Annotated in this window: 24 protein-coding genes; 14 read left to right on the top strand and 10 right to left on the bottom strand. The window is 62.2% G+C overall.

Annotated elements, in window-relative coordinates; translation table 11 throughout:
* Position 1: 1 nt before the first annotated feature.
* The 3 genes from H4I92_RS10065 to H4I92_RS10055 all read right to left on the bottom strand — a co-directional run bounded on the left by H4I92_RS10065 (position 2) and on the right by H4I92_RS10055 (position 2,229).
* Positions 2-421: a methyl-accepting chemotaxis protein gene (locus tag H4I92_RS10065; RefSeq protein ID WP_077530464.1), complete on the bottom strand. Its 420-nt coding sequence runs from the start codon at positions 419-421 to the stop codon at positions 2-4.
* 79 nt (positions 422-500) lie between these two features.
* Positions 501-1,796 carry a YihY/virulence factor BrkB family protein gene (locus H4I92_RS10060; RefSeq protein ID WP_218668194.1) on the bottom strand — a complete coding sequence of 432 codons (1,296 nt, stop codon included), beginning with the start codon at positions 1,794-1,796 and terminating at the stop codon, positions 501-503.
* Positions 1,797-1,809: 13 nt separating this feature from the next.
* Positions 1,810-2,229 carry a secondary thiamine-phosphate synthase enzyme YjbQ gene (locus H4I92_RS10055; protein ID WP_077530463.1) on the bottom strand — a complete coding sequence of 140 codons (420 nt, stop codon included), beginning with the start codon at positions 2,227-2,229 and terminating at the stop codon, positions 1,810-1,812.
* Between the two features lie 258 nt (positions 2,230-2,487).
* Here H4I92_RS10055 and ilvD point away from each other — a divergent pair, with 258 nt between their 5' ends.
* The 4 genes from ilvD (at position 2,488) to H4I92_RS10035 (ending at position 9,566) form a co-directional block, all read left to right on the top strand.
* Entirely contained in the window at positions 2,488-4,167 is a 1,680-nt protein-coding gene (ilvD, locus tag H4I92_RS10050; RefSeq protein WP_077530462.1) for a dihydroxy-acid dehydratase, read from the top strand.
* 557 nt (positions 4,168-4,724) lie between these two features.
* Positions 4,725-6,647, top strand: coding sequence for a PrkA family serine protein kinase (locus H4I92_RS10045; protein ID WP_077530461.1), 1,923 nt, complete (start codon positions 4,725-4,727; stop codon positions 6,645-6,647).
* 21 nt (positions 6,648-6,668) lie between these two features.
* Positions 6,669-7,958, top strand: coding sequence for a YeaH/YhbH family protein (locus H4I92_RS10040; RefSeq protein ID WP_218668193.1), 1,290 nt, complete (start codon positions 6,669-6,671; stop codon positions 7,956-7,958).
* Between the two features lie 87 nt (positions 7,959-8,045).
* Positions 8,046-9,566 carry a SpoVR family protein gene (locus H4I92_RS10035; RefSeq protein ID WP_077530459.1) on the top strand — a complete coding sequence of 507 codons (1,521 nt, stop codon included), beginning with the start codon at positions 8,046-8,048 and terminating at the stop codon, positions 9,564-9,566.
* Here H4I92_RS10035 and H4I92_RS10030 read toward each other — a convergent pair.
* Positions 9,563-10,159 (bottom strand): hypothetical protein, encoded by a 597-nt coding sequence (locus tag H4I92_RS10030; RefSeq protein WP_077530458.1) that lies wholly within the window; start codon positions 10,157-10,159, stop codon positions 9,563-9,565. The genes H4I92_RS10035 and H4I92_RS10030 overlap by 4 nt on opposite strands.
* A 192-nt stretch (positions 10,160-10,351) precedes the next feature.
* On the opposite strand from H4I92_RS10030, the gene H4I92_RS10025 reads away from it, so the two are divergent.
* Positions 10,352-11,128: a hypothetical protein gene (locus H4I92_RS10025; protein WP_077530457.1), complete on the top strand. Its 777-nt coding sequence runs from the start codon at positions 10,352-10,354 to the stop codon at positions 11,126-11,128.
* A gap of 55 nt (positions 11,129-11,183) precedes the next feature.
* On the opposite strand, the gene H4I92_RS10020 is transcribed toward H4I92_RS10025, so the two are convergent.
* On the bottom strand, positions 11,184-12,218 hold the full coding sequence (locus H4I92_RS10020; RefSeq protein ID WP_077530456.1) for a hypothetical protein: 1,035 nt from the start codon (positions 12,216-12,218) through the stop codon (positions 11,184-11,186).
* Positions 12,219-12,434: 216 nt separating this feature from the next.
* Here H4I92_RS10020 and H4I92_RS10015 point away from each other — a divergent pair, with 216 nt between their 5' ends.
* Together H4I92_RS10015 and H4I92_RS10010 are read left to right on the top strand one after the other, a co-directional pair.
* Complete coding sequence (locus tag H4I92_RS10015; RefSeq protein WP_077530455.1) at positions 12,435-12,998, top strand: porin family protein; 564 nt, start codon at positions 12,435-12,437, stop codon at positions 12,996-12,998.
* Between the two features lie 136 nt (positions 12,999-13,134).
* Positions 13,135-14,298, top strand: a complete 1,164-nt coding sequence (locus H4I92_RS10010; protein WP_077530454.1) for an MFS transporter — start codon at positions 13,135-13,137, stop codon at positions 14,296-14,298.
* Positions 14,299-14,308: 10 nt separating this feature from the next.
* On the opposite strand, the gene H4I92_RS10005 is transcribed toward H4I92_RS10010, so the two are convergent.
* The gene (locus tag H4I92_RS10005) at positions 14,309-14,647 is read right to left on the bottom strand and encodes a tRNA-binding protein (protein WP_077530453.1); all 339 of its coding nucleotides are present in this window, start codon (positions 14,645-14,647) and stop codon (positions 14,309-14,311) included.
* A gap of 345 nt (positions 14,648-14,992) precedes the next feature.
* Here H4I92_RS10005 and sufB point away from each other — a divergent pair, with 345 nt between their 5' ends.
* From sufB to H4I92_RS09970, 7 genes are all read left to right on the top strand, one after another.
* Positions 14,993-16,507, top strand: coding sequence for a Fe-S cluster assembly protein SufB (sufB, locus tag H4I92_RS10000; protein WP_077530452.1), 1,515 nt, complete (start codon positions 14,993-14,995; stop codon positions 16,505-16,507).
* A gap of 201 nt (positions 16,508-16,708) precedes the next feature.
* Positions 16,709-17,470: a Fe-S cluster assembly ATPase SufC gene (gene sufC / locus H4I92_RS09995; RefSeq protein ID WP_077530451.1), complete on the top strand. Its 762-nt coding sequence runs from the start codon at positions 16,709-16,711 to the stop codon at positions 17,468-17,470.
* Positions 17,471-17,480: 10 nt separating this feature from the next.
* Positions 17,481-18,788, top strand: coding sequence for a Fe-S cluster assembly protein SufD (sufD, locus tag H4I92_RS09990; RefSeq protein ID WP_077530450.1), 1,308 nt, complete (start codon positions 17,481-17,483; stop codon positions 18,786-18,788).
* Entirely contained in the window at positions 18,785-20,002 is a 1,218-nt protein-coding gene (locus H4I92_RS09985; protein ID WP_077530449.1) for an aminotransferase class V-fold PLP-dependent enzyme, read from the top strand. Before sufD ends, H4I92_RS09985 begins: the two co-directional genes overlap by 4 nt.
* 32 nt (positions 20,003-20,034) lie before the next feature.
* On the top strand, positions 20,035-20,391 hold the full coding sequence (locus tag H4I92_RS09980) for a HesB/IscA family protein (RefSeq protein ID WP_077530448.1): 357 nt from the start codon (positions 20,035-20,037) through the stop codon (positions 20,389-20,391).
* 17 nt (positions 20,392-20,408) lie between these two features.
* Positions 20,409-20,948 carry a putative Fe-S cluster assembly protein SufT gene (gene sufT, locus H4I92_RS09975; RefSeq protein ID WP_077530447.1) on the top strand — a complete coding sequence of 180 codons (540 nt, stop codon included), beginning with the start codon at positions 20,409-20,411 and terminating at the stop codon, positions 20,946-20,948.
* On the top strand, positions 20,948-21,406 hold the full coding sequence (locus H4I92_RS09970; RefSeq protein WP_077530446.1) for a SufE family protein: 459 nt from the start codon (positions 20,948-20,950) through the stop codon (positions 21,404-21,406). The genes sufT and H4I92_RS09970 overlap by 1 nt, the downstream gene beginning before the upstream one ends.
* Positions 21,407-21,469: 63 nt before the next feature.
* On the opposite strand, the gene H4I92_RS09965 is transcribed toward H4I92_RS09970, so the two are convergent.
* Genes H4I92_RS09965 through H4I92_RS09950 form a run of 4 tightly spaced genes read right to left on the bottom strand, consistent with a single transcriptional unit; the run spans position 21,470 to position 23,908 of the window.
* Positions 21,470-21,892 (bottom strand): type II toxin-antitoxin system VapC family toxin, encoded by a 423-nt coding sequence (locus H4I92_RS09965; protein ID WP_077530445.1) that lies wholly within the window; start codon positions 21,890-21,892, stop codon positions 21,470-21,472.
* 2 nt (positions 21,893-21,894) lie between these two features.
* Positions 21,895-22,137, bottom strand: a complete 243-nt coding sequence (locus H4I92_RS09960; protein WP_077530444.1) for a FitA-like ribbon-helix-helix domain-containing protein — start codon at positions 22,135-22,137, stop codon at positions 21,895-21,897.
* A gap of 56 nt (positions 22,138-22,193) precedes the next feature.
* Positions 22,194-23,360, bottom strand: coding sequence for a flagella assembly protein FlgT middle domain-containing protein (locus H4I92_RS09955; protein WP_077530443.1), 1,167 nt, complete (start codon positions 23,358-23,360; stop codon positions 22,194-22,196).
* Positions 23,357-23,908: a hypothetical protein gene (locus H4I92_RS09950; protein ID WP_143512656.1), complete on the bottom strand. Its 552-nt coding sequence runs from the start codon at positions 23,906-23,908 to the stop codon at positions 23,357-23,359. Before H4I92_RS09950 ends, H4I92_RS09955 begins: the two co-directional genes overlap by 4 nt.
* Positions 23,909-23,964 lie beyond the last annotated feature (56 nt).

Below are 23,964 nucleotides of genomic sequence, written 5' to 3'. Positions count from 1 at the left end.
CTCAGTTGCGCCGGATACTGAATCCACTCAGCAGCTGATCCATTTCCGAAGCGAGGGAACGCAGGTCGGCGTCCTGCCGGCTGGCGCCCACACGGGTTGCCGCACGGGTAGCGGCTTCAGATCCCTGGGCGGCATTATCCGCAACCCCCCTAACCGATGAGCTCATCTCCTCCATGGCCGAAGCCGCCTGTGTGGTCTGTTCCTGGAGGTTATCGGCCGCCGCCAGGGTACCCTGGCTGAGTTCATCCACATGACCGGAAACGGACTGGAGCCTTTGGGAGAGTCCGGACGCATCCCGCACCAGCCCTTCAAACTGCTCCACCAGCCTGTCAAAGGCGGCGGCGCTGGCATCCTTCTCTCCGGCATCCAGACGCACACTCAGGTCCCCATCCCCGGCGACCCGCTCCACCAGCTCACGCATGCGATGGGTGCGGTCCTTCTCTGCCCCTTCAGAACGGCATGAGCGAAGGATCAGTCATCAGCAGTTGTACGATCCGTGTTCACCGCACCCAGTCCGCCAGGGTACGGGTAAGCCGGGTATCCGCAAGCTCTTCCATCTGCGGAGCATCCACATCTGGAAGACGCCGGAGCAGTCCATCCTCGTCCGCCCGGACAGCACTGAGAATATCCACCAGGCGGATCCGATCCAGCGACCGCGCAGGAATCAGCTCCTCCCCATCATCCCCGCCGGGGTGAAGGATGCCGGCGCGGATCAGCTTGTCGCTGACGCTCTGGGTTATGTCTCCGGGAATGCCGAAATCCAGCGCCAGCAGTTCCTGGCGGGGCGGCTCATCCCCCTGGTCAAAAGCTTTCGCGACCCGCTCCATCAGCGCCAGCGCCAGGCGCTCCTCCACCTGCGGAGAGGACCGCACTTCCCGGCGGGACGAGATGGCCTGCTCGTGCTGGTGGTAATAGCTGATGCTGGCACCGGAAAGCAGGATGATCCAGTTGATGTAGAGCCAGATCAGCAGCAGGATGCCGATGGCGAAACTGGAATAGATGGCCTCGTAGCGGCTGGCATTCACCGCAAAGGAGGCGAAGGCAAGGCTCGCGGCCTGCCAGGCCACCCCTGCGACAACCCCGCCCACCAGCGCACTCTGAAAGCGGACCCGGGTATTCGGCACAAAGGCATAGACAAAGGTGAAGGCAATCACCGTGATCAGGAAGGGCGTGGAGCGGCTGATCACGGCGACCACGGTTCCGAAGGGCTCGATGGCGCTGAGCTGCTGGACGACGTCAGAGCCGAAGACGGTGGCTGAAAGACCAATACCGGCGACCATCAGCAGCGGGCCGATGGTGATGACGCTCAGGTAGTTGGAAAAGCGCTGCCCCAGCGAGCGACCCATGGGCGCGCGCCAGACCATGTTGAAGGAGCGCTCGATCTTCTGCACCAGCGCGATCACGGTGTAGACCAGCAACAGCAAGCCCACGGAACCCAGCACCCCGACCTTGATGTTGTCCACGAAGGTGATGACCTGCTCGGCGATCTGCGTACCCTGCCGACCCAGGGGCTCAAAAAACTGGTAGAGCACCGGCGTCAGTTGGTTGTGCACCCCCATGGCCTTGAGCACGGAGAAGCTCAGCGCCAGCAGCGGGACCATGGAGAGCAGCGTGGTGTAGACCAGGCTCATGGCGTGCAGGTTGAGCTGGCCCGCCATCAGGTCCCGCCCCACAGCATAACCGACCCTGAGCTGGCGACGCGCGAAGGCCCCTGCCTGACCATGCTCGTGGTCGGGCTTTTCCAGAAGCCAGCTTTCCCATTCCTTGAGGCGTGCGGTCAGGTGCTCGGGTATCACGTGCTGCTCCCGTTCAGTCGCCGTTGAGGGTGGCCACGACCCTGCGTGCGCCGCCGTTATTGCGGTGTTCGCCCAGGTAGATGCCCTGCCAGGTGCCCAGCAGCAGCTGCCCCTGCCCGATCGGCAGGCTGAGGGATTCCCCGAGCATTACGGAACGAATGTGGGCGGGCATGTCGTCCGGGCCTTCCATGGTGTGTTCGTAGTATGGCGCATTTTCGGGCACGGCGTGGCGGAAGTGGCGCTCCATGTCGCCTCGTACGCTGGGGTCGGCGTTTTCGTTCAGGCTCAGGGAGGCGGAGGTGTGCTGGATGAACAGGTGCAGCAGGCCGGTCTGGATGTCAGCGATCTCGGGGAGCTGGTCGAGGACTTCCCGGGTGATGAGGTGGAAGCCTTTGGTTTTCGGGGCCAGTTGGAGGGTGCGTTGCTGCCACATTGATGGATTCTCTTACCCTGAGTTCTGTGTCGCGGTAACATAGACCGTTTACGGACTACCTTACCAGCGTTGGGTGGTTGCAGGGTAAGAGGCTGGGGAGTCCTTTTCAGGAATCGCTATGAATCCATCCATGGACGCTGCGCGATCGCCATCCCTGGCGATCGAGCTTCCTGAAAAGGACTCCCCACCCTATTACCCCAGGCGCCACGCAAAACGCCAACCGATACAAACCGAAAAAGCAGGATAGAGAGTCACGCCATGGCCGAAGACAACAACCGCCGCTATTCCAGCCAAGTCGTCGACGGAGTCGGCAAATCCGCCAGCCGGGCCATGCTCCGGGCGGTGGGGTTCCAGGATGAGGATTTCCAGAAGAACCAGATCGGCATCGCCTCCACCTGGAGCATGGTCACGCCGTGCAACATGCACATCAACAAGCTGGCGGAGCACGCCGGTAACGGGGCGGACGAGGCCGGTGGCAAGAGTGTGATCTTCAACACCATCACCATCTCGGACGGCATCGCCAACGGCACCGAGGGCATGAAGTATTCGCTGGTCTCGCGCGAGATCATCGCGGATTCGGTGGAGGCGGTGACCGGTTGCGAGGGTTTTGACGGGATCGTCACCATCGGCGGCTGCGACAAGAACATGCCCGGCCTGGTCATGGGCATGGCGCGGCTGGACCGGCCCTCGGTCTTTGTTTACGGCGGCACCATCCAGCCGGGTGAGAACCATACGGATCTGGTGTCGGTGTTCGAGGCGGTAGGCGCCTACACCAAGGGTGATAAGTCGCTGATCGACGTGAAGCAGATCGAGGAGACCGCGATCCCCGGCCCGGGTTCCTGTGGCGGCATGTACACGGCCAATACCATGGCCTCGGCCATCGAGGCACTGGGGCTGAGCCTGCCGGACAGTTCCGCGCAGAACGCGGTCTCCAAGACCAAGGAAGAGGACTGCCGGGCAGCGGGCGCGGCGGTGCTGGACCTGATCGCGAAGGACATCAAGCCCTCCGACATCATGACCCGCGAGGCCTTCGAGAACGCCATCACCGTGGTCATCGCCCTGGGCGGCTCCACCAACGCGGTGCTGCACCTGCTGGCCATGGCCAACACCATCGGCGTGGAACTGTCGCTGGACGACTTCACCGAGATCGGCAAGCGCGTCCCGGTACTGGCGGACCTGCGCCCGAGCGGGCAGTACATGATGTCCGAGCTGGTGGCCATCGGCGGCATCCAGCCACTGATGAAGATGCTGCTGGACCGGGGCCTGCTGCACGGCGGCTGCCTGACGGTGACCGGTAAGACACTCGCCGAGAACCTTGAAGGCGTGGAGCCCTATCCGGAAAGCCAGGACATCATCCACAGCTTCGACAACCCCATTAAGCCGGACAGCCACCTGCGGATCCTCTACGGCAACCTCTCGCCCACCGGCGCGGTGGCCAAGATCACCGGCAAGGAAGGCACCCACTTCACCGGTACCGCGCGCTGCTACCAATCCGAGGAGGACGCCCAGGAAGGCATCAACGACGGCACTGTCCAGGCCGGCGATGTGGTCGTCATCCGCTATGAAGGCCCCAAGGGCGGCCCGGGCATGCGCGAGATGCTCACCCCCACCTCCGCCATCATGGGCCGAGGCCTGGGCGATAAGGTAGCGCTGATCACCGACGGGCGCTTCTCCGGCGGCAGCCACGGCTTCGTGGTCGGCCACGTGACTCCAGAGGCGGTCGACGGCGGCCCCATCGCCCTGCTCCAGGACGGCGATACCATCACGATCGACGCCGAAACCAACCGGATCGACGTCGATCTCAGCGAATCTGAACTGGAACAGCGCCGCGCCCAATGGCAGAAACCGGCCCCCAAATACCGCCGCGGCACCCTGGCCAAGTACGCCAAGACCGTGAACTCCGCCTCCGAGGGCGCGGTAACGGATATGCCGGACTGACTATCGCAGCGCATCCGCAAAACCATCGCGCGCGAGGCGCGCTCCTACAGTGGATGAACCATGATTCCGTAGGAGCGTGCCCCGCACGCGATACTCTCTGATTTATCCAGCAAGCCCCTACAGCACCGCGGATCCCCCGGAAAGACAGTGATGCGCCGGAGTGGGGTGGTTCTTTCCGGGAGGCTCGATGGCAGGGATGCCATCGCGCCAGCGTACAGGGATGTATCTACAGCGGTCCCGGAGAGAACCACCCCGCTTCGGCGCCCCACAAAGTCTGCGCTCAGCAACAGATCGCGGACCATCCTCCTCTGCCGATCAGAAACCTTAATCCACACGCCCCCTGTTCAATCCCACCGCCGTCTACTAATCTCAGTAGAAAGCACCCCGGCCGCGAACGGGTCACAGAAACCTGAATCAGGCTCGCAACCCGCGCCGGCTTACCCATAATTGAAGACAGAATCCACCGGAACAGAGGCATGATGAACTGACACCATCGGGGCCCAGTGCGGCCAGCGTTCCGCCCGGGCCCATCCCAGGTCACAGCAAGGGGGCCAAGCATGAGCATACTGCAGCGCTATCAGGATCGTTACGAGGCAACCAAGGAAGAGGAAATGAGCCTCGAGGAATACCTCAGCATCTGCAAAGAGGATTCCTCAGCCTACGCCACCGCCGCCGAGCGCATGCTGCTCGCCATCGGCGAGCCGGAACTTGTCGACACCTCCCGCGACCCGCGCCTCTCCCGGATCTTCCAGAACAAGGTCATCAAGCGCTACCCGGAGTTCTCCGAGTTCTACGGCATGGAAGAAGCCGTGGAGAACATCGTCTCCTACTTCCGCCACGCCGCCCAGGGCCTGGAAGAGAAGAAACAGATCCTGTACCTGCTCGGCCCCGTCGGCGGCGGCAAGTCCTCGCTGGCCGAAAAGCTCAAGCACCTGATGCAGAAGGTGCCCTTCTACGCCATCAAGGGCTCGCCGGTGAACGAGTCGCCCCTGGGGCTTTTCGATCCCGAGGAAGACGGCCCGATCCTGCAGGAGGAGTACGGCATCCCGCCGCGCTACCTCAAGACCATCATGTCGCCCTGGGCGGTCAAGCGCCTGCATGAATACGGCGGCGACATCAGCCAGTTCCGGGTGGTCAAGAAATACCCCTCCATCCTGGACCAGGTGGCCGTGGCCAAGACCGAACCCGGCGACGACAACAACCAGGACATCTCCGCGCTGGTGGGCAAGGTCAACATCCGGATGCTGGAGGACTACAGCCAGGACGACCCGGACGCCTACAGCTTCAGCGGCGGCCTCAACCGCGCCAACCAGGGCATCATGGAATTCGTGGAGATGTTCAAGGCGCCCATCAAGGTCCTGCACCCACTGCTGACCGCGACCCAGGAAGGCAACTACAACACCACCGAGGGCATGTCCTCGATCCCGTTCGACGGCATCATCCTGGCGCACTCCAACGAGTCCGAGTGGCAAACCTTCCGCAACAACAAGAACAACGAGGCCTTCCTCGACCGCGTGAACATCGTCAAGGTGCCTTACTGCCTGCGAGTCACCGAGGAGCAGCACATCTACGAGAAGCTGCTGCGTGAAAGTTCCCTGGCCGGTGCCCCGTGCGCGCCGGACACCCTGAGCATGCTGGCCCAGTTCACGGTGCTGTCACGGCTGGTGGAGCCGGAGAACTCCAGCATCTACTCCAAGATGAAGGTCTACGACGGCCAGAACATCAAGGACACCGACCCCAAGGCCAAGTCCATCCAGGAGTACCGGGATGCCGCCGGAGTGAACGAGGGCATGGACGGACTGTCCACCCGTTTCGCGTTCAAGATCCTGTCCAAGGTGTTCAACTTCGACACCACCGAGGTGGCGGCCAACCCGGTGCACCTGCTCTATGTGCTCGAAAAGCAGATCGAACAGGAGCAGTTCCCGCCGGAGACCCATGAACGCTACCTGCGCTTCATCAAGGAGTTCCTGGCGCCGGAATACGTGGAGTTCATCGGCAAGGAGATCCAGACCGCCTACCTCGAGTCCTACTCCGAGTACGGTCAGAACCTGTTCGACCGTTACGTCACCTACGCCGACTTCTGGATCCAGGACCAGGACTACCGGGACCCGGAGACCGGGGAAATGTTCGATCGCGCCGCCATCAACGAGGAGCTGGAGAAGATCGAGAAGCCCGCGGGCATCAGCAACCCCAAGGACTTCCGCAACGAGGTGGTCAACTTCGTGCTGCGCGCACGGGCCAGCAACAACGGCCAGAACCCGTCCTGGCTCAGCTACGAGAAACTGCGCAGCGTGATCGAGCAGAAGATGTTCTCGAACACCGAGGAGCTGCTGCCGGTGATCTCGTTCAACCCCAAGGCGTCCGAGGAGGATCAGCGCAAGCACCAGCAGTTCGTGGACCGGATGATCGAGCGCGGCTACACCGAGAAGCAGGTCAAGCTGCTGGCGGAATGGTACCTGCGCGTCCGGAAATCCCAGTAATCAGCAGGTGTCTGCATGGGAATGAGTCACGTTGTTGACCGCCGCCTGAACGGCAAGAACAAGAGCGCCGTGAACCGTAACCGGTTCCTGCGCCGCTACCGCAAGCACATCAAGAAAGCGGTATCGGAGGCCGTTCACAACCGCTCCATCACCGACATGGAGCAGGGCGAGCAGGTCAGTATCCCGAACGAGGACATCCAGGAGCCGGTCTTCCACCACGGCGCAGGTGGCAACCGCGAGATGGTGCACCCCGGCAACAAGGAGTTCGTCGCCGGCGATCGCCTGCCCAAACCACCCGGCGGCGAGGGCGGTGGCAGTGGCGAGGGCCAGGCCAGTGACCAGGGCGAGGGCATGGACGAGTTCGTCTTCCAGATCACCCAGGAAGAGTTCCTTAACTTCCTGTTTGATGACCTGGAACTGCCCTTTCTGGTGCGCAAGAAGCTCAAGAGCGCGGACTCATACCAGTACGTCCACGCCGGCTTCACCACTGATGGCACCCCGGCCAAGCTCAATGTGGTCCGCTCATTGCGCAAGGCCTATGCCCGGCGCATCAGCCTCGCGGGTAAGCGCAGGCGGCGGATCAGGGAACTGGAACAGCAGATCGCTGCCCTGGAAGCCCAGCCGGACTCGGACGATCCCGCCTTCTCCAAGGGGCGACAGATCGAGGCGCTGCGGGAGGAGCGGGACGAGCTCAAGCGCCAGGTCAAGCGCATCCCCTGGATCGACGAGATCGACCTGCGCTACCGCCAGCACCGCAGGGAGCCCAAGCCCTCCACCAGTGCCGTCATGTTCTGCCTGATGGACGTTTCCGGCTCCATGACCCAGGTGCACAAGGACATCGCCAAGCGCTTTTTCATCCTTCTGTACCTGTTCCTGCAGAAGAACTACAAGCGCATCGAGGTGGTGTTCATCCGCCACCACACCGCCGCCAAGGAGGTGGACGAGGAAGAATTCTTCTACTCCCGCGAGACCGGTGGCACCATCGTCTCGAGCGCGCTCAAGCTGATGCACCGGATCATCGAGGAACGCTACCCGCCGGACGACTGGAACATCTACGCGGCCCAGGCCTCAGACGGCGACAACTGGAACGACGACTCGCCCATCTGCCGCCGACTGTTGCAGGAAAAGATCCTGCCACTGGTGCAGTACTACTCGTACGTGGAGATCACCCCCCACGAACACCAGGCCCTGTGGGAGGAGTACGAGGCGGTGCAGGCGAGCTTCCCGGACCGCTTCGCCATGCAACAGCTCTCGGATGCCAGCGAGATCTATCCAGTGTTCCGCAAGCTGTTCGAACCGAAAACCGCCTGACTGTAGGAGCGCGCCCTGCGCGCGATAGACAACCAACAATCGCGGGCGAGGCTCGCTCCTACGGATGAGAGACTCAGAGAGGTGGCCATGACACAACCAATATCCAGCGGCTCCGACTGGTCCTTCGAGCTGATCGAGGAATACGACCGCCAGATCGCCCGTATTGCCGCCGACTTCGGGCTGGACACCTACCCCAACCAGATTGAGGTGATCAGCGCCGAACAGATGATGGACGCCTACAGCTCCGTGGGCATGCCCGTGGGCTACCACCACTGGTCCTTCGGCAAGCAGTTCATGGCCACGCAGAAAGGCTACCGGCGCGGCCAGATGGGGCTTGCCTACGAGATCGTGATCAACTCCAACCCCTGCATCGCCTACCTCATGGAAGAAAACACCATGATGATGCAGGCCCTGGTGATCGCCCACGCGAGCTACGGCCACAACTCCTTCTTCAAGAACAACTACCTGTTCCGCAGCTGGACGGACGCCAGCTCCATCATCGACTACCTGATGTTCGCCCGGAACTACGTGGCCGAATGCGAGGAACGCTACGGCGTGGAGGAAGTGGAAGCCATCCTCGACTCCTGTCACGCACTCATGAACCAGGGCGTGGACCGCTATAAGCGCCCGGCTCCCATTTCCGCCGAGGAGGAGCGCCGGCGCCAAAAGGAGCGCGAGGAATACCGACAGCAGCAGGTCAACGACCTCTGGCGCACCATCCCCGAGATGGGCGGTAACGATGGCGACGAGGCCCGCCAGCGGCGCTTCCCGGCCGAACCCCAGGAGAACCTGCTGTACTTTATCGAGAAGAACGCGCCCCTTCTAGAGACCTGGCAGCGCGAGCTGGTGCGCATCGTGCGCAAGATCGCCCAGTACTTCTACCCGCAGCGCCAGACCCAGGTGATGAACGAGGGCTGGGCCAGCTTCTGGCACTACACCATCGTGCACCGGATGTACGAGGAGGGACTGGTGGACGACGGCTTCATGCTGGAATTCCTTCAGAACCACACCGCCGTGATCTACCAGCCGCCGTTCGACAGCCCCTACTACTCCGGGCTCAACCCCTACACCCTCGGGTTCAGCATCTACATGGACCTCAAGCGCATGTGCGAGAACCCGACGGAAGAAGACCGGGCGTGGTTCCCGGACATCGCCGGCAGTGACTGGCAGCAGACGCTGGACTTCGCCATGCGCAACTTCAAGGACGAAAGCTTCATTCTCCAGTACCTCTCACCCAAGGTGATGCGCGATCTCAAACTCTTCGCCATTGCTGACGAGGAAGGCGATGATGCCTACGAGATCAAGGCCATTCACGACGACCGTGGCTACCGGCGCGTGCGCGAGAAGCTTGCGCGCCAGTACAACCTGAGCTACAGGGACCCGAACATCCAGGTCTGGAACGTGAACACCCGCGGGGACCGCTCACTGCTGCTGCGCCACACCCGGGTGGACGGCATCCCCATGGCGGACGATGATACCCAGGAGGTGCTCAAGCACGTGCACCGGCTTTGGGGCTTCGATGTGGTACTGGAAAGCGTGGATAACGGCGAGGTGATGGAGCGCTATCGCATGCCGCCGGAGGGCGGCAGCCATAACAGCGCGGCCTAGAAATGCATTGACAGCCCGCCGATCACACCGAGGTTGCCATCGTAATAGTCCGCTTCCGCCAGCACACTCACATTGCGCTGCCAGCGGTAGCGGGCCGTGCCGGTGAATCCGAGGTAGTCCAGATCCCCGGTGATGTAACGTGCCGAGGCGCCGATCTCCAGATCGCGATGCAGCTGGCGCCGGATGCCGCCCCGCAGCCCCGGTGCGGTATCATCACTGGACACGCTGGAGCACGTACGCACAAAGTTGCCACCAGGGCGCATGACACTCTGGCACTGATCCGCCTCAATCTCCTGATACTCGAACGTCAGACCACCCCAGAGGTCCGTCCGGTGATCCACAGAATAGCGATAGCCGCCACCCCCGTGCAGGGCGCTGACATCAATATCCCCGGTCAGCACCTTGAGTCCACCGAACATGAACCATTCCGTGGTCAGCGTCTGGCTGCCCCTTGCCTGAGCGCCCACCAAAGGCTCGCTCTCGAAATTCGGGTACAGTGCCAGACCGGCTTCCGCGTAGGAAAAGGATGGCCCCTGGGCCCAGACAGGCATCGCCATAAAAGCCAGCAACGCCACAACAAACCTGGATGACATAGTCTTCACTCTCCCTTACTGCCACGGAATGCGCAGCCTCGAGGATAACGTGCTGTCATGGCGGTAACAGGTCGCTACCCCGGAAATGTGTTTCCTGTCACAGGTTTAATTGAACCAGCCACAGCCCCGCGTTTACATTGCTTTTGCAATTCAGCACTGCAAATCATACCGCCCGATACCAAGGAGAGCACCATGAACAGGATTTTCCGTGTGACGACTCTGGCGCTCACAACCGCCGCTGTTTCCACCGGGGCACTTGCCCAGAACCAGAACTACAACGACCCCACACGCGGCTTCATGCTCGAGCGCGGTACCACGGCCCCCAACAAAAAGGCCAGCGTTGATCTTCGAACCGGAGGCGACCAGGACTTCAGTGCCGGGGCGCGACTGGGGCTGCCCGGCTCCGAGCTGGTTCTCAATCACAGCCGGATCAACCCGCGCACGAGCCAGAATGAAGCCCTGTTCAAGGTGGGGCTGCGCCCCCTGCAGGCAGGCAATAATCTGGTGATTGACTGGGCGGCCTACGGTGCCGTTGCCCACTACGATTCGGACGACGCCCAACAGCAGGGCTATACCGAGGAGAGCACCACCAACCTGGGCGCCGGTGCCGCCTTCACCGCTGACGTCGACCGGTTCATCCTCAACTTCAACCCGGAACTGGTCTTTGATGACGGCGCCCGGGATGAGGCCAGCGATGCCTACCTGAACCTGGGCATGGGTGCCCACTACGCACTGCCCGAGACCGATTTCGGGCGCTTTGAGCCCGGCCTTGAGGTCAATGTAACGACCCGGGAAGATCGCTTCGGAGACAGCGTGGATCCCTCGCTGATGCTGGGCACCCGCTGGCTGTACAACGAGAATGTGACCCTGGATGTCTCGATGATCCAGGCGACCCCGGAAAACGGTCTGGCGGACGCCTCCACCGAGGTCAGCATCCCCGGCTATGTGCGGCTGAACGTCGCCTTCTGAGCCCCTCTCCCCGGGGGCCAACACGCCTCACACCACGGGCGGCTCCGGCCGCCCGTTACCCTCCCACCAGTGCCGCACACGCCGCATCACTGTTATAGAACCCTTCCAGCCGGCGCCGGACAACACCTTCCAGAAGGCCATTCGCCTTCAGCACTTCCAGAAGCTGGGGCAGGATTGCGTCCACTTCCGTCATGACTGTGGACTGATCAATGTTGAACTCGTTCAGCAGGTCGCCCAGGGTACGGTCGCCATAGCGTTCAAAGAGCTGGTTCACCACCGTTTCGTAGGCATTGCGGTAATAATCGCTCTTGCGGAAGGCCAGCCAGTAGTCGTAGCCCATCACCACAAACTCACTCCACTCCACCTCACCGAGACCCTGTTCCAGCTCGGAAAGCGGGCGGTCGCTGAAGGTATCCCAGGCGTCCATAACGCTGGCCTTGATCTCTTCATCGGTCAGCTGCTCCGCCAGGAAGTCCGCGCTGTGGCGGGCGAGTTTCTCCACGTTGCGCGAGATGTAGCCCTTGATGCTTTTCTCCCAGACATCATCCAGCCCGGAAACGGCCCTGTTGAGCACTCTGGAGCTGAACTTGAGCGCCGAACTGACCCCCGGCACCCGGCGGCTCAGCAGGTTCTCCTCGTACACGTAGCGCACGATGGCCTCGTACATCAGGTTGGCCACCAGCTCCTTGTACACCGGCTGCTCCAGCATCCGGTCAATCAGCTTCTGGCGCTGTTCCTTCAGAAGCAGCAGCTGGTCCACAAAGGCCTCCAGCCGCTGGCGATCCATCAGCTCACCCGGCGTGGCGTCACGGTGGAACTGCGAGCCAACCACATCCTGGGTAAAGGTCGCCGCCATTTCCGGGATGATGGCTGGCATATCCCGTTCCACCGTGTGACGGTGGATGATGCCATTCACCGTCTCTGCGCTGATCACCTCATTCAGGCGGATACTGTTGGCCGCCTCAAAGGCATGGCCCAATTCCCTCTCCAGGTCCTCGCGCAGCGCGTCGCTGTCCATCCGCGCCATTTCGTGCTGGACGTGCGCCTCCAGCAGCCGCGCCAGAACCTGCTGTGAATCATCCTCTGCCATAATCCATCCTCTCCAATAACCCGGGAAAGCTGTCTGCCCTGCAGGGCTCGCTCCTCCACACGGAGGAAACCAGCAAACCACATAAAACCGTATGTTGCATTTGCTTTTGCGACCGTGGCCGGAGGGCCCCTACGTTGACAGGGTGCACCGCAGCGGCTATATCTCTTCTCAGATGAATCAAACCCTTGCAGCGTATTCCAGCAAAAGAGGCACCCAATGAATCGACTTCTACCCGCCGTCGCCCTGCTCGCCACCGCCGTCTCTTTACAGGCGCATGCCAGCGGGGACTATGAGTACCCCTACTCCGGCATTGGTGGTGGCATGGCATCACTGGCCGATGCCTGCGATAACCTGGGCTCCAGCTGCGACGATGAAGCGACTGCTTTCCGCATCTACAGTGGCGCGAGGCTGCTGTCGAACTTTGGTGTGGAAGTGGGCTATACCCAAAGCCAAGAGTTTGAGCTGGATGACACCTCGGGCACGGATCTCAGCCTTCGCGGCCTCGATGTGACCGGCCTCGTTCACCTGCCAATAGGGGGCCGCGCAGACGTCTTCCTCAAGGCGGGCGGTTTCTTCTGGGATTCAGAATTTGAAGGACCCTCTTCAGCAGAGGAAAACGGCATTAGCCTGCGAACCGGTGTCGGGGCCCAGCTGGGTATAACCGAACACCTCTATATCCGAGCGGATTACGACTACGTCCCAAACGTCGACTATAGTAATGGCGCGTTGGACGAGGACGACCTGAGCCTGATCAGCGGCTCCGTGCAGTACCACTTCTGAACACCGCATCTCGGTTTCTCCCCATGGCCCGGGCTGACGTCCGGGCCTAGCCTCCCTGCTGTAGCAGCCTGCCCGCAGGCGATACATCGACCATCGTGAGCAAGGCTCGCTCCTGCAGCATATCCGGAGAGATTCTATGGTTGTGGACCGTGACAGCCTCCACAGTGCCGGCCTGTTCGCGCTGCTGTGGCTGGCTGGCCTCTACATGCGGCTGCCCATACTGGTAGCCCCCGCGCTGGCACCAGCCATCGGCGACGAACTGGGCCTGAGCCAGACCCACATCGGGGCACTGACCACCCTGCCCGTTCTGATGCTCGCCCTGGGGGCACTCGCCGGGTCGCTTCTGATCATGCGCCTTGGCCCACGCAACGCACTGGCAACTGCCCTGGCGGTGGTCGGCGTCATGTCCGCAACCCGGGGGCTGGCCCAGGGGCCAGTCCTGCTGCTGGGCGCCAGCGCCCTGATGGGCCTGGCGATCGCCGTCATGCAACCCTCGCTGCCGGCACTGCTGCCCCGCTGGCTCACCCCCACACGGATCGCCCTGGGCTCGGCCTGCTACATGAACGGCATGCTTATGGGCGAGTTCATCGGCGCCGGCCTCACCCTGCCGGTCATCATGCCGCTGACCGGCCACAGCTGGCGACTGACGCTGCTGGTGTGGTCACTGCCGGCCGTGCTGATTGCGCTCATGCTGATTCTGCCGAAAACCGCCGGCGGTGGTGGCGACGACAGCGCTCAGTGGCTGCCCCGCCTGCGCGACCCCCTGATGTGGAAACTTGGCCTGCTGCTGGCCGGCACAGCTTCCCTGTTCTTCGGCACCAACGCCTACATGGCCAGTGTTCTGGAACAAAGGGGCGAGCTTGAAAACCTGGACACCACCCTGTTCTGTTTCAACTTCGCACAGGTAGCCGCCTCGACCCTGATGCTGTGGATGGCCCGACACTGGGTTGGCCGGCGCGGCCCCATTCTTTGTAGTGCCGGTCTCAGCGTAGCCGCCATGCTCGGCTTCATCCTGGTTGAGGGCTGGGTGGGGGTTGCCTTTGCCGTGGGGATGAGCTTCTTCGCCGGAATCCTGCTGATTCTCGTCGTATCGCTGCCCCCGCACCTGGTCTCCAGCTCGGAGGCGGGCCGGCTGTCCGCCGGCAATTTCACCATCGGCTATACCGTAGCGTTCCTGGTGCCGCTGATCGGCGGTGCCCTGGCCGACACCACCGGCAACGCTCTGGCCACCGTTGGCTTCATCACTCTGTGCGCAGCGGTAACGGTGCCACTGGCACTGCGCCTGAAACTGCCCAACTGACCAATCCGTCTCAGGCCAGGCGCGCTCCGTTCGGCACCGGCTTATCCGGGACCGCCAGCACCACCGCACCATCCTCCCGGTGAAGCCCGGTGACCAGGCACTCCGAGCGGATGGGGCCAATCTGCTTCGCCGGAAAGTTCACCACCGCCAGCACCTGCCGTCCTTCCAGCTCCTCACGCTGGTAGAGGTCCGTGATCTGGGCGCTGGATTTCAGAATCCCCAGCTCCTCACCAAAATCCACCCTCAGTTTGTAGGCCGGGCGCCGGGCCTCGGGGAAATCCTCGACCTCAACAATGGTGCCGGCCCGGACCTGCACCCGCTCAAAATCTCCCCACTCAATGGTCTCCATTACAGCTCTCTCCAGAGTTAATCCACGATCTGCGGATTATACCGGGAGCCTGCCCCTATCAGCACGATTAACTCCGCCCATGCCGGTTCCGGTATAATGGTCATCACTCAGGCGGAATACCTGACATATCTACTCAGGTATTGTACAATCAATCTCCAGAAGAAGGCTGGACGTAGAATCCAGCAAGCGCGGACACAGAAATTCGCTTCAGTAGACGCTTTTCAAAGGGGTTGGATGAATTCCGGCAAGACACTGCTGCCCCCAAGCACAGTCTTCCCCGAATTTATCCGTTCATGAAAGGCCGGTGCCGCGCGCGCCAGGCCCAGAACCAGTGGAGTAGCAGCCATGGCCGAATCCAATAAGCCCGAAGACTTCGTCAAACACGAATACGAAGCCGGCTTCGTTACCGACATCGAATCGGACACCTTCGAGCCCGGTCTGAACGAGGACGTCATCAAGCGTCTTTCCGAGGTCAAGGGTGAACCGGAATGGATGCTCGAATGGCGCCTGGAAGCCTATCGCCAGTTCCAGGAAATGACCGAACCCAATTGGCAGAAGGTCAACTTCGAGCCCGTGGATCTGCAGTCCATCTCCTACTACTCAGCACCGAAGAAAGACACCGACAAGCCGCAGAGCCTGGACGAGGTTGATCCCGAGCTCCTGCGTACCTACGAAAAGCTCGGCATTCCACTGCACGAGCAGAAGGCGCTCGCCGGCGTCGCCGGCGCGGGCACGCCGGCAGAGGCGGAAGCCGGCAGCAGCGAAGAAGGTGGCGCCTACAGCAACGTGGCCGTGGATGCAGTCTTCGACTCGGTCTCCGTGGTTACCACCTTCAAGAACAAGCTGGCCGAAGCAGGCGTCATCTTCTGCTCCATCTCCGAAGCTCTGCAGGAGTATCCGGAGCTGGTCAAGAAATACCTGGGCTCCGTGGTGCCCCGTGGCGACAACTACTTCGCCTCACTGAACTCGGCCGTGTTCAGTGACGGCTCCTTCGTGTACGTACCCAAGGGCGTCAAATGTCCCATGGAGCTGTCCACCTACTTCCGCATCAACGCGGAAAACACCGGCCAGTTCGAGCGTACCCTGATCATCGCCGACGAAGGCGCCTCCGTGAGCTACCTCGAAGGCTGCACCGCGCCCCAGCGCGACGAAAATCAGCTCCACGCCGCCGTTGTTGAACTGGTGGCCCTGGACGACGCCGAGATCAAGTACTCCACGGTCCAGAACTGGTACCCCGGTGACGAAAACGGCAAGGGCGGCATCTTCAACTTCGTCACCAAGCGCGGTATGGCACGGGGCAGGAATTCCAAGATCTCCTGGACCCAGGTCGAAACCGGCTCCGCCGTCACCTGGAAGTACCCCAGCTGCGTGCTCAAGGGCGACAACAGCGTGGGCGAGTTCTACTCCGTGGCGCTGACCAACAACTACCAGCAGGCCGACACCGGCACCAAGATGATCCACATCGGCAAGAACACCCGCAGTACCATCATTGCCAAGGGCATCTCCGCCGGCAAGAGCGACCAGAGCTACCGCGGCCTGGTGAAGTTCCAGCCTACAGCAGAAGGCGCACGCAACTTCACCCAGTGCGACTCGCTGCTGATCGGCGACAAGTGCGGCGCGCACACCTTCCCGTACATCGAGAACAAGAACAGCTCCGCCACGGTGGAACACGAAGCCACCACCTCCAAGGTGAGCGACGAACAGATGCTGTTCTGCCGCCAGCGCGGCATCGACCCGGAACAGGCCGTGTCCATGATCGTGAACGGCTTCTGCAAGGAAGTCTTCAAGGAACTGCCCATGGAATTCGCGGTCGAAGCCGGCAAGCTGCTGGAAGTGAGCCTGGAAGGCTCGGTCGGTTAAGCCCTCCGACAGAGCGAATCCAAGGCGGTCGAATCAAGGTGGGTGGGGTACTGCTCACCGGGAAGCTCTGGAGCCAAGGATGGCGGAAGAGCAGCGTACAGGGACGTATTCACAGCGATTCCCGGGGAGCAGTACCCCACCCACCGCAGGCAACCAGTCATCAACCTTGAAACATAGAAAACAGGTACAGAGAGCACCCACATGCTGACCATCAAAAATCTCCACGCCAGCGTCGAGGGCACCCCCATCCTCAAGGGCATCAACCTCGAAATCAAACCCGGCGAAGTCCACGCCGTCATGGGCCCCAACGGTTCTGGCAAATCCACCCTCGCCCAGGTCCTCGTCGGCCATGAAGCGTTCGAAGTCACCGAAGGCGAAATCCTCTTCGACGGCCAGAACCTGCTCGACCTGGAAGTTGAAGAACGTGCCCTTGCCGGCCTCTTCCTCGCCTTCCAGTACCCCGTGGAAATCCCCGGCGTCAGCAACCTCCAGTTCCTGCGCACCGCCGTCAACACCCTGCGCAAGCACCGAGGCGAAAATGAACTCGACTCTCCCAGCTTCATGAAGATGGCCAAGGAAAAAGCCAAACAGGTTGACCTCGGTCCCGACTTCCTCAAGCGTGGCGTCAACGAAGGCTTCTCCGGTGGCGAGAAAAAGCGCAACGAGATCATGCAGATGCTCATGATGGAGCCGCGCCTGGGCATCCTCGATGAGACCGACTCCGGCCTCGACATCGACGCGCTCAAGACCATCGCCAACGGTGTAAACACCCTGCGTGCCGAGAACCGCTCCTTCCTGGTCGTCACCCACTACCAGCGCCTGCTCAACCACATTGTGCCGGACGTCGTGCACGTGCTCGCCGGAGGCCAGATCATCAAGAGCGGCGACAAGCAGCTGGCGATGGAACTCGAAGAACACGGCTACGGCTGGCTCGGCATCAACGAAGCGGAAGCTGCTGGCTGAAGGAGGTTCCATGACACTTGCGCATAAGACGCCCATAACACCGCTGGACAACGCCTTCACACCCGAAGGCGGCAAGCAGCTGCCCGCGCCGCTTAAGAGCCTTCGCGACATCCGCAGCAAAGCGATTACTGGCATGGCGCTGCCCAACCGCCGGACCGAAAACTGGAAATACTCCAGCCGCTACCTCAAGCTGGATCCGGAGCTGGCACCGCTGACCCAGGCCACCGGCAATGCCGACTACCGCAGCGTGGAAGGCACCTATCGGCTGGTGATCCGTAACGGCGTCGTGGACCTGGAAAGCAGCAGCCTGCCCACCGGTGATGGCATCGACATCCGCCGTTTCGCGGACCTGGACGACGTCACCGCCCAGGGCGTTGCAAAGAAGCTGGATACCACCCTGGACCACGGCACCACCCAGATGGCGGCGCTCAACACCGCACGACTGGAGGACGGGATCCTGATCCGCCTGTCAGCGGATACCAGCGTGGATAAGCCAGTCTACATCCAGTACGTCACCGATGCTGGCACCAGCGGCTCCAACTACCCGCGCCTTATGATCGAAGCCGGCCAGGGCAGTAAGATGACTCTCGTGGAAGAGTTCATCAGCAATGGTGATCAGCCGGTGCTGGTGGACAGCGTCTCCGAGCTGCTGCTCGACGACAGCGCCAACATCACCTACATCCGCCTGTGCATGGACCCGGTCAACGTCCGCCACATCGGTGCCACCGGCGTCAGGATCGGCGCCAACGCCAAGCTCGACAGCCACTGCATCGGCTTCGGCGGCGACCTGCGCCGGCACGACCTGCAGGTTCGGCTCGAGGGCCAGGGGGGCTACACCCGACTGAACGGCATCGCCCTGACCCAGGACCGCCAGCACTACGACAACCATACGGCCATCGACCACGTGGTCCCGAACTGCGACAGCGACGAAAACTACCGCTGCCTCGCGGCGGACCGCTCCCACGCGATCTTCAACGGCCGCATCCATATCCACCCGGATGCCCAGCAGTCCCACGCGGACATGAACAACAAGAACCTGCTGCTGTCGACCAACGCCGAGATCGACACCAAGCCGGAGCTTGAGATCTACGCGGACGACGTCACCTGCGCCCACGGCGCCACCGTCGGCCAGCTGGATGAGGAATCCCTGTTCTACTTGACCTCGCGTGGCATCGACCGCGACACGGCGGCCACCATGCTCAGCATGGCCTTCGTCCACGAGCTGGTGGGCCAGGTGCCGCTGGAAGACATCCGCGAGGCGGTCAACACTCGCCTGACGGACTTCATCGAGGCCAGTTTCCGGAGGGCTTCTGAATGAACCCGGAGCAGGTGCGCGCGGATTTCCCGATCCTCGAACAGGAAGTCAACGGCAAGCCGCTGGTCTACCTGGATAACGCTGCCTCGGCCCAGAAACCGCAGGCGGTCATGGACGCCATGACCCAGTACTTCCGCGAGACGCACTCCAACGTGCATCGCGGCGCCCATACCCTGGGTGACCGGGCCACGGCCCTGTTCGAAGGCGCCCGGGAGACCGTGCGTGGCCAGATCAACGCCGCCAGCGCCAATGAAATCGTCTGGACACGCGGCACCACCGAGGGCATCAACCTGGTGGCCAATGGGTTCTATCGCTCCCTTGGGCAGGGCGACGAGATCCTGGTCTCCCGCATGGAGCATCACGCGAACATCGTCCCCTGGCAGATGCTGGCCGAGGCCACCGGCGCCACCCTCAAGGTGATCGAGGTCACCGCTGAGGGCGAGCTGGACCAGCAGAGCTTCCGCGACCAGCTGAGTGAACGCACGAAGGTGTTCGCCATCACCGCCGTCTCCAATGTGCTCGGCACCATCAACCCCGCGCGGGAAATGGTTGCCGCAGCGAAGGAAGCCGGGGCCACTACCCTGGTCGACGGCGCCCAGGCCATACCGCATCTGGGCGCGGACGTTCAGGATCTGGATTGTGACTTCTACGTCTTCTCCGGCCACAAGCTGTTCGGCCCCACCGGCATTGGCGTGCTGTACGGCCGGGAGGATCTGCTCAACGAATGGCCCGTCTACCAGACCGGCGGTGAGATGATCCACCGGGTGAGCTTCGAGGGCACCAGCTTCCAGAAGACCCCTTACCGCTTCGAGGCCGGCACACCGGCCATTGCCGAAGCCATCGGCCTGGCCACCGCCATGCGCTATCTGGACGACCTGGGCCACGACAACCTGCGCGAGGCCGAAGCCGCCCTTGGCCGGCGCGTGGACGAATGGGTCGCCGATTTCCCCGGCCTGACGCGCTACGGTCAGGCAGACAACAAGGTGCCGGTCCTTTCGTTCTGGCTCGAAGGCCTGCATCCCAGCGACCTCGGCACCCTGCTCGACCAGCAGGGCATCGCCATCCGCACCGGCCATCACTGCTGCATGCCGCTAATGGAGCACTTTGGCATTGCGGGTACTGCCAGAGCCTCATTCGCGTTTTACAATACGGTGGAAGAGGTGGACACCTTTTTCCAGGGCCTGCAGAAGATCCAGCGCCTATTCACCGGTAAATGAAAGACACCGCCCATCGGAATCAGGAGGGCAACATGACAGTGCAAACCGTAACGCCCCAGACCGGCGTCACCATGACCGATGCCGCCATCGAACACTGTCGTGAACAGCTGAAAAAGCGCCCGGAAATGGCCGGCATCCGCCTGGGCACGAAAAAATCCGGATGCTCCGGGTTCAAGTACATCACGGATTTCGTGCGCGACCCCGGCGATGAGGACACCGCGTTTCAGATGTCAGAGGACGTTACCGTCTACGTCAGCAGCACCGACCTCACCATGGTCGGCGGCACCGAGATCGACTTCGTCACCCAGGGCATCAACAGCATGTTCGAATTCCGCAACCCCAACGCCACCGCCGAATGCGGCTGTGGCGAGAGCTTTGCGGTGAACTGAGGCAACCGGAACAGACTATGCAGGATCGGGAAGTTGTCGTAACCCAACGGGATGTAGAAGCCCGGCTGGTGCCCTCCGGCACCGCCATCACTATCCCCGAAGGGACCTTCGTTACGCTCACACAGGCACTGGGCGGCAGCTTCTCCGTGGCCGTCAACGGCAACCTGGCACGCCTGGACGGCAAGGACGCGGACGCCATCGGCAAGCAGGTGGCGGAAAGCGAATTCGAGACACCCAGCGACGGCAGCATCAACGAGGACCAGGTCTGGGAAGCGCTGATGACCTGCTACGACCCGGAAATCCCCGTAAACGTCGTCGATCTGGGCCTCATCTACGATTGTAAGGTCTGGAACGACAGCGAAGGCAACCACGCCTACATCCTGATGACGCTCACCGCCCCCGGCTGCGGCATGGGCCCCGTGATTGCCGATGACGTGAAGCGTAAGGTAGAGTCCGTTCCCAACGTGGAGGACGTCGAGGTGGAACTCACCTTCGACCCGCCCTGGAGCAGCGAGATGCTCACCGATGAAGCGAAACTCGAACTCGGGCTTTTGTGATGACTGCTGAAACCACCGCCGACTTCACCAGCACCGAACTGGGCACCGACATCACCACCGAGGATGTCCGGGACGGTTTTGAGCTTCTCGACGACTGGGAAGAGCGCTACGGCTACATCATGGACCTGGGCAACAAGCTTCCGCCCTTCCCGGACGAGGAAAGGCGTGAGGCAAACTACGTCCACGGCTGCCAGAGCCAAGTCTGGCTTATCCATTGGAAGGACCCGGAAAGCGGCCGGCTCTACCTGCTGATCGACAGCGACGCCATGATCGTGCGTGGCCTGGCGGCCATCATCATGATCGCCCTCAACGGCCGTACGCCGGATGACCTGCTGGCCGTGGACATTGAAGGCCTGTTCGAGGAACTGGACCTGATGCGCCACATCTCGCCCACCCGGGGCAACGGCCTGCGCGCCATGGTCGAGACGATCCGCCAGACTGCCCAGCAGTACACCTGATTTCCCTGCGGGCTGCGGGCAACCTCTAGGCATCACAATCGCGAGCAAGGCTCATTCCTGCAGTCAGCAGCCGGTCCATGGATTGACCAGTGCCAACGGGAAGGCCTCAAAGTCCCGAATGTTGCGCGTAGCGAGTGCGGCATCATTGCTCATGCATATTCCTGCAATCTGGGCGTCTGCCATGGAAACCGCTTTCCCCTGACGTTCAGCTGCAGCTACCTCCATGGCGTAATATCTGGCGGACTGGGCGTCAAACGGCAGGATGCGACCTGTAAAATCCGTCCCAAAAAGCTCGGCGGCCGCCTCAGCAAATCGGGTCCGTCGCTTTCCTTCAGGCAGGCGCTCAATGCCGAAAAGGATTTCCGCAACAGTGATCGATGTCACCGCCACCTCCTCGGCGGGCTGCTGATCCAGCCATTGGACCACTGCTTCTTCCGGCGCAGGGCGCATCAGCTCCGATATGACATTGGTATCCAGAACAATCATGCCTAAAGATCCGGCGCCCTGGGCGCCTCCTCTCGGCTCGGAAGTGCCAGATCCTCACCGTTCCCGGACCCCGAAAAGCGCGCACGAATCCGGCTGCCAAGCCCTTTCTCACCCTCCCCTGGATTGAGTGAGCGGCGCAGGATGAGGCGCACTTCCTCCTCCATTGAGTGCCCGTGCCTGGCAGCCTGAACCCGTAGCTGGGCCTTGATGCTCTCGTCAAGATTGCGGATATTGATCGTGGCCATGTGTGATTCTCACAGTGCTATCATTGACATCAATGATAGCACTGCAGTACCAATTCCTACCAGATCACCACGCGATCCCCGCGCTGCACATTGATCCGACCACCTTCCACCGGAAGCTGACCACTACTGAAGCGCGGTTGGACCTGCTGGACTTCCATGGTCTGGCCGGTGGGTCTCAGAGCCGGATAGTCCTGTGGCTGGTCCAGGTAGCGCTCGGCGCGCAGCAGCTCCATGGTCTGGCCGGGCCGCAATCCGGAATCCGCACCAGCACTGATCCGGATGCGCTCATTGTCCACCCGCTCTACCGAGGCAATGAACGGCTGGCATCCCAGGTTCACCGCCACCTCGTCCGCCAGGTTGGACACCCGTTGACCAATCCGTTGCCCGAAGTCGGTCTCCGCGAACGCCGGCGTACCGAATCCAACTTCGGCCTCGCGCGCGTGATCCCACTCACCACGCACTTCCAGCCGGTCGCTCATCACCATCACACCGCTGAGTCCGTCATACACAAAGAGATCCACCGCCAGCCGACGCTGCTGGTTGGACACGCCAAGCCCCCGGCCAAGCCAGGAGGCCGTGGAGGTGCCCCAGGCTTCCGGATCCTCAACACCGATATCACGGACCACCCCGGAAATCACGAACTGCACGCCCATGGCGCGGGTCAGCTCCGAGGCACGGGTCAGATTCCGGTCCACGGCCTGAACCGTGGGGGCGTTCAGCGGGCGATCGTAAAGCCGCCGGTCAAACGCCGAATGCATGAGAATGGTCTCGCGTGGGCTCAGCTCCGCGCTCAGCATCCGCGGCAGCGCCTCCACCACGTTATCCAGACGCCCGAGCACGGCACCGTCGGAATCCATCAGGGGGAAACGGGTGATAGCCACACTTTTGCGGAAACGGCTGGTGTCCCGCCCCGGGCAGGAAGAGCCTTCCTGCAGTGACGGGGCTGTCTGCAGGCGGCGGAGATTATCCCGGGAGCGCGCAGGGTTCCCGGTTTCCCGCGGCACCAGCGCAACCTGGCGCGCACCGGAAGACGTTTCAGCTCCACCCCCACCTCCTTTCCCCGGCCCTCCGAGCCAGGATACAGCCGGTTGTGGCCGGAGCCGCTCCGGGAAGTGCACCTGAACCGGCTTCTCCTCAAGCCCTGCCGGCTTCTCAGCACCCGTTCCCGCCAGCGGCCACGCCACCATCACCCCCATCAAACAACCCAGAACGCCCCGTTTCATGTCCCCTCCAGAAAATACAGTGGCTCCGGTGCGGGTGTCAGATCCCCGCAGGCGGAAACCGGCTCCATCACCGGCGGCCGTGCACACTCCCCGCCACTGCGGGTTTCACGCAGGCAGGCGGCAAGCCGGCCGCTCACGCGAACCCCGTAGAAGGACTCAAACCGCCCGGATTCCGGCCGCACCCGACCCACCAGCCTGGCTTCCGCCATGATGCCCGCCACCATGCGGTCACGTGTACTGTCAGTCAGGGCCGGCAATTCCTTGCCACCCTGATCCAGGCGGGCCTTCGCCCATGCCGTCTCAACTTCCTCGCGAACCTGGTGCGCAAGTCTGCCTTCCGCCTCCCGCTCCGTCTCACAGAGGCGCTGGCGCCAGTGATCCTCAACCTCACCGAACCCCGCCTCAGACTCCCCGGATTCACCACGGGCCAGCAACAGCCAAGCCTCATCCGGCGCCCCGAAGGCTCCATGGGAGTCCCAGGCCAGGCTGCTGCAGCCGCTGGCGAGCAGGCAGACCAGTACCAGTGTGGCAGTTCGAACGCTTGTCACGGCGGAATCCGCGCTCCCGTGTTGGTCCATCGATACCCGTATGGAAGCAAATACCG

Origin of the sequence: Vreelandella halophila, from assembly GCF_019903425.1 — a bacterium.
In the GTDB taxonomy this organism is placed as follows: Bacteria; Pseudomonadota; Gammaproteobacteria; order Pseudomonadales; family Oleiphilaceae; genus Halospina; species Halospina halophila.
Note: the sequence above shows the minus strand (reverse complement) of the source record. Positions and strands in the feature narration are given on the sequence as shown.

Bases quoted from the DNA above. Each gene is read 5' to 3' on its own strand.
- H4I92_RS10065 (WP_077530464.1), bottom strand. From the start codon at position 421: ATGCGTGAGCTGGTGGAGCGGGTCGCCGGGGATGGGGACCTGAGTGTG.
- H4I92_RS10055 (WP_077530463.1), bottom strand. From the start codon at position 2,229: ATGTGGCAGCAACGCACCCTCCAACTGGCCCCGAAAACCAAAGGCTTC.
- ilvD (WP_077530462.1), top strand. From the start codon at position 2,488: ATGGCCGAAGACAACAACCGCCGCTATTCCAGCCAAGTCGTCGACGGA.
- H4I92_RS10045 (WP_077530461.1), top strand. From the start codon at position 4,725: ATGAGCATACTGCAGCGCTATCAGGATCGTTACGAGGCAACCAAGGAA.
- H4I92_RS10040 (WP_218668193.1), top strand. From the start codon at position 6,669: ATGAGTCACGTTGTTGACCGCCGCCTGAACGGCAAGAACAAGAGCGCC.
- H4I92_RS10035 (WP_077530459.1), top strand. From the start codon at position 8,046: ATGACACAACCAATATCCAGCGGCTCCGACTGGTCCTTCGAGCTGATC.
- H4I92_RS10030 (WP_077530458.1), bottom strand. From the start codon at position 10,159: ATGTCATCCAGGTTTGTTGTGGCGTTGCTGGCTTTTATGGCGATGCCT.
- H4I92_RS10025 (WP_077530457.1), top strand. From the start codon at position 10,352: ATGAACAGGATTTTCCGTGTGACGACTCTGGCGCTCACAACCGCCGCT.
- H4I92_RS10020 (WP_077530456.1), bottom strand. From the start codon at position 12,218: ATGGCAGAGGATGATTCACAGCAGGTTCTGGCGCGGCTGCTGGAGGCG.
- H4I92_RS10015 (WP_077530455.1), top strand. From the start codon at position 12,435: ATGAATCGACTTCTACCCGCCGTCGCCCTGCTCGCCACCGCCGTCTCT.
- H4I92_RS10010 (WP_077530454.1), top strand. From the start codon at position 13,135: ATGGTTGTGGACCGTGACAGCCTCCACAGTGCCGGCCTGTTCGCGCTG.
- H4I92_RS10005 (WP_077530453.1), bottom strand. From the start codon at position 14,647: ATGGAGACCATTGAGTGGGGAGATTTTGAGCGGGTGCAGGTCCGGGCC.
- sufB (WP_077530452.1), top strand. From the start codon at position 14,993: ATGGCCGAATCCAATAAGCCCGAAGACTTCGTCAAACACGAATACGAA.
- sufC (WP_077530451.1), top strand. From the start codon at position 16,709: ATGCTGACCATCAAAAATCTCCACGCCAGCGTCGAGGGCACCCCCATC.
- sufD (WP_077530450.1), top strand. From the start codon at position 17,481: ATGACACTTGCGCATAAGACGCCCATAACACCGCTGGACAACGCCTTC.
- H4I92_RS09985 (WP_077530449.1), top strand. From the start codon at position 18,785: ATGAACCCGGAGCAGGTGCGCGCGGATTTCCCGATCCTCGAACAGGAA.
- H4I92_RS09980 (WP_077530448.1), top strand. From the start codon at position 20,035: ATGACAGTGCAAACCGTAACGCCCCAGACCGGCGTCACCATGACCGAT.
- sufT (WP_077530447.1), top strand. From the start codon at position 20,409: ATGCAGGATCGGGAAGTTGTCGTAACCCAACGGGATGTAGAAGCCCGG.
- H4I92_RS09970 (WP_077530446.1), top strand. From the start codon at position 20,948: ATGACTGCTGAAACCACCGCCGACTTCACCAGCACCGAACTGGGCACC.
- H4I92_RS09965 (WP_077530445.1), bottom strand. From the start codon at position 21,892: ATGATTGTTCTGGATACCAATGTCATATCGGAGCTGATGCGCCCTGCG.
- H4I92_RS09960 (WP_077530444.1), bottom strand. From the start codon at position 22,137: ATGGCCACGATCAATATCCGCAATCTTGACGAGAGCATCAAGGCCCAG.
- H4I92_RS09955 (WP_077530443.1), bottom strand. From the start codon at position 23,360: ATGAAACGGGGCGTTCTGGGTTGTTTGATGGGGGTGATGGTGGCGTGG.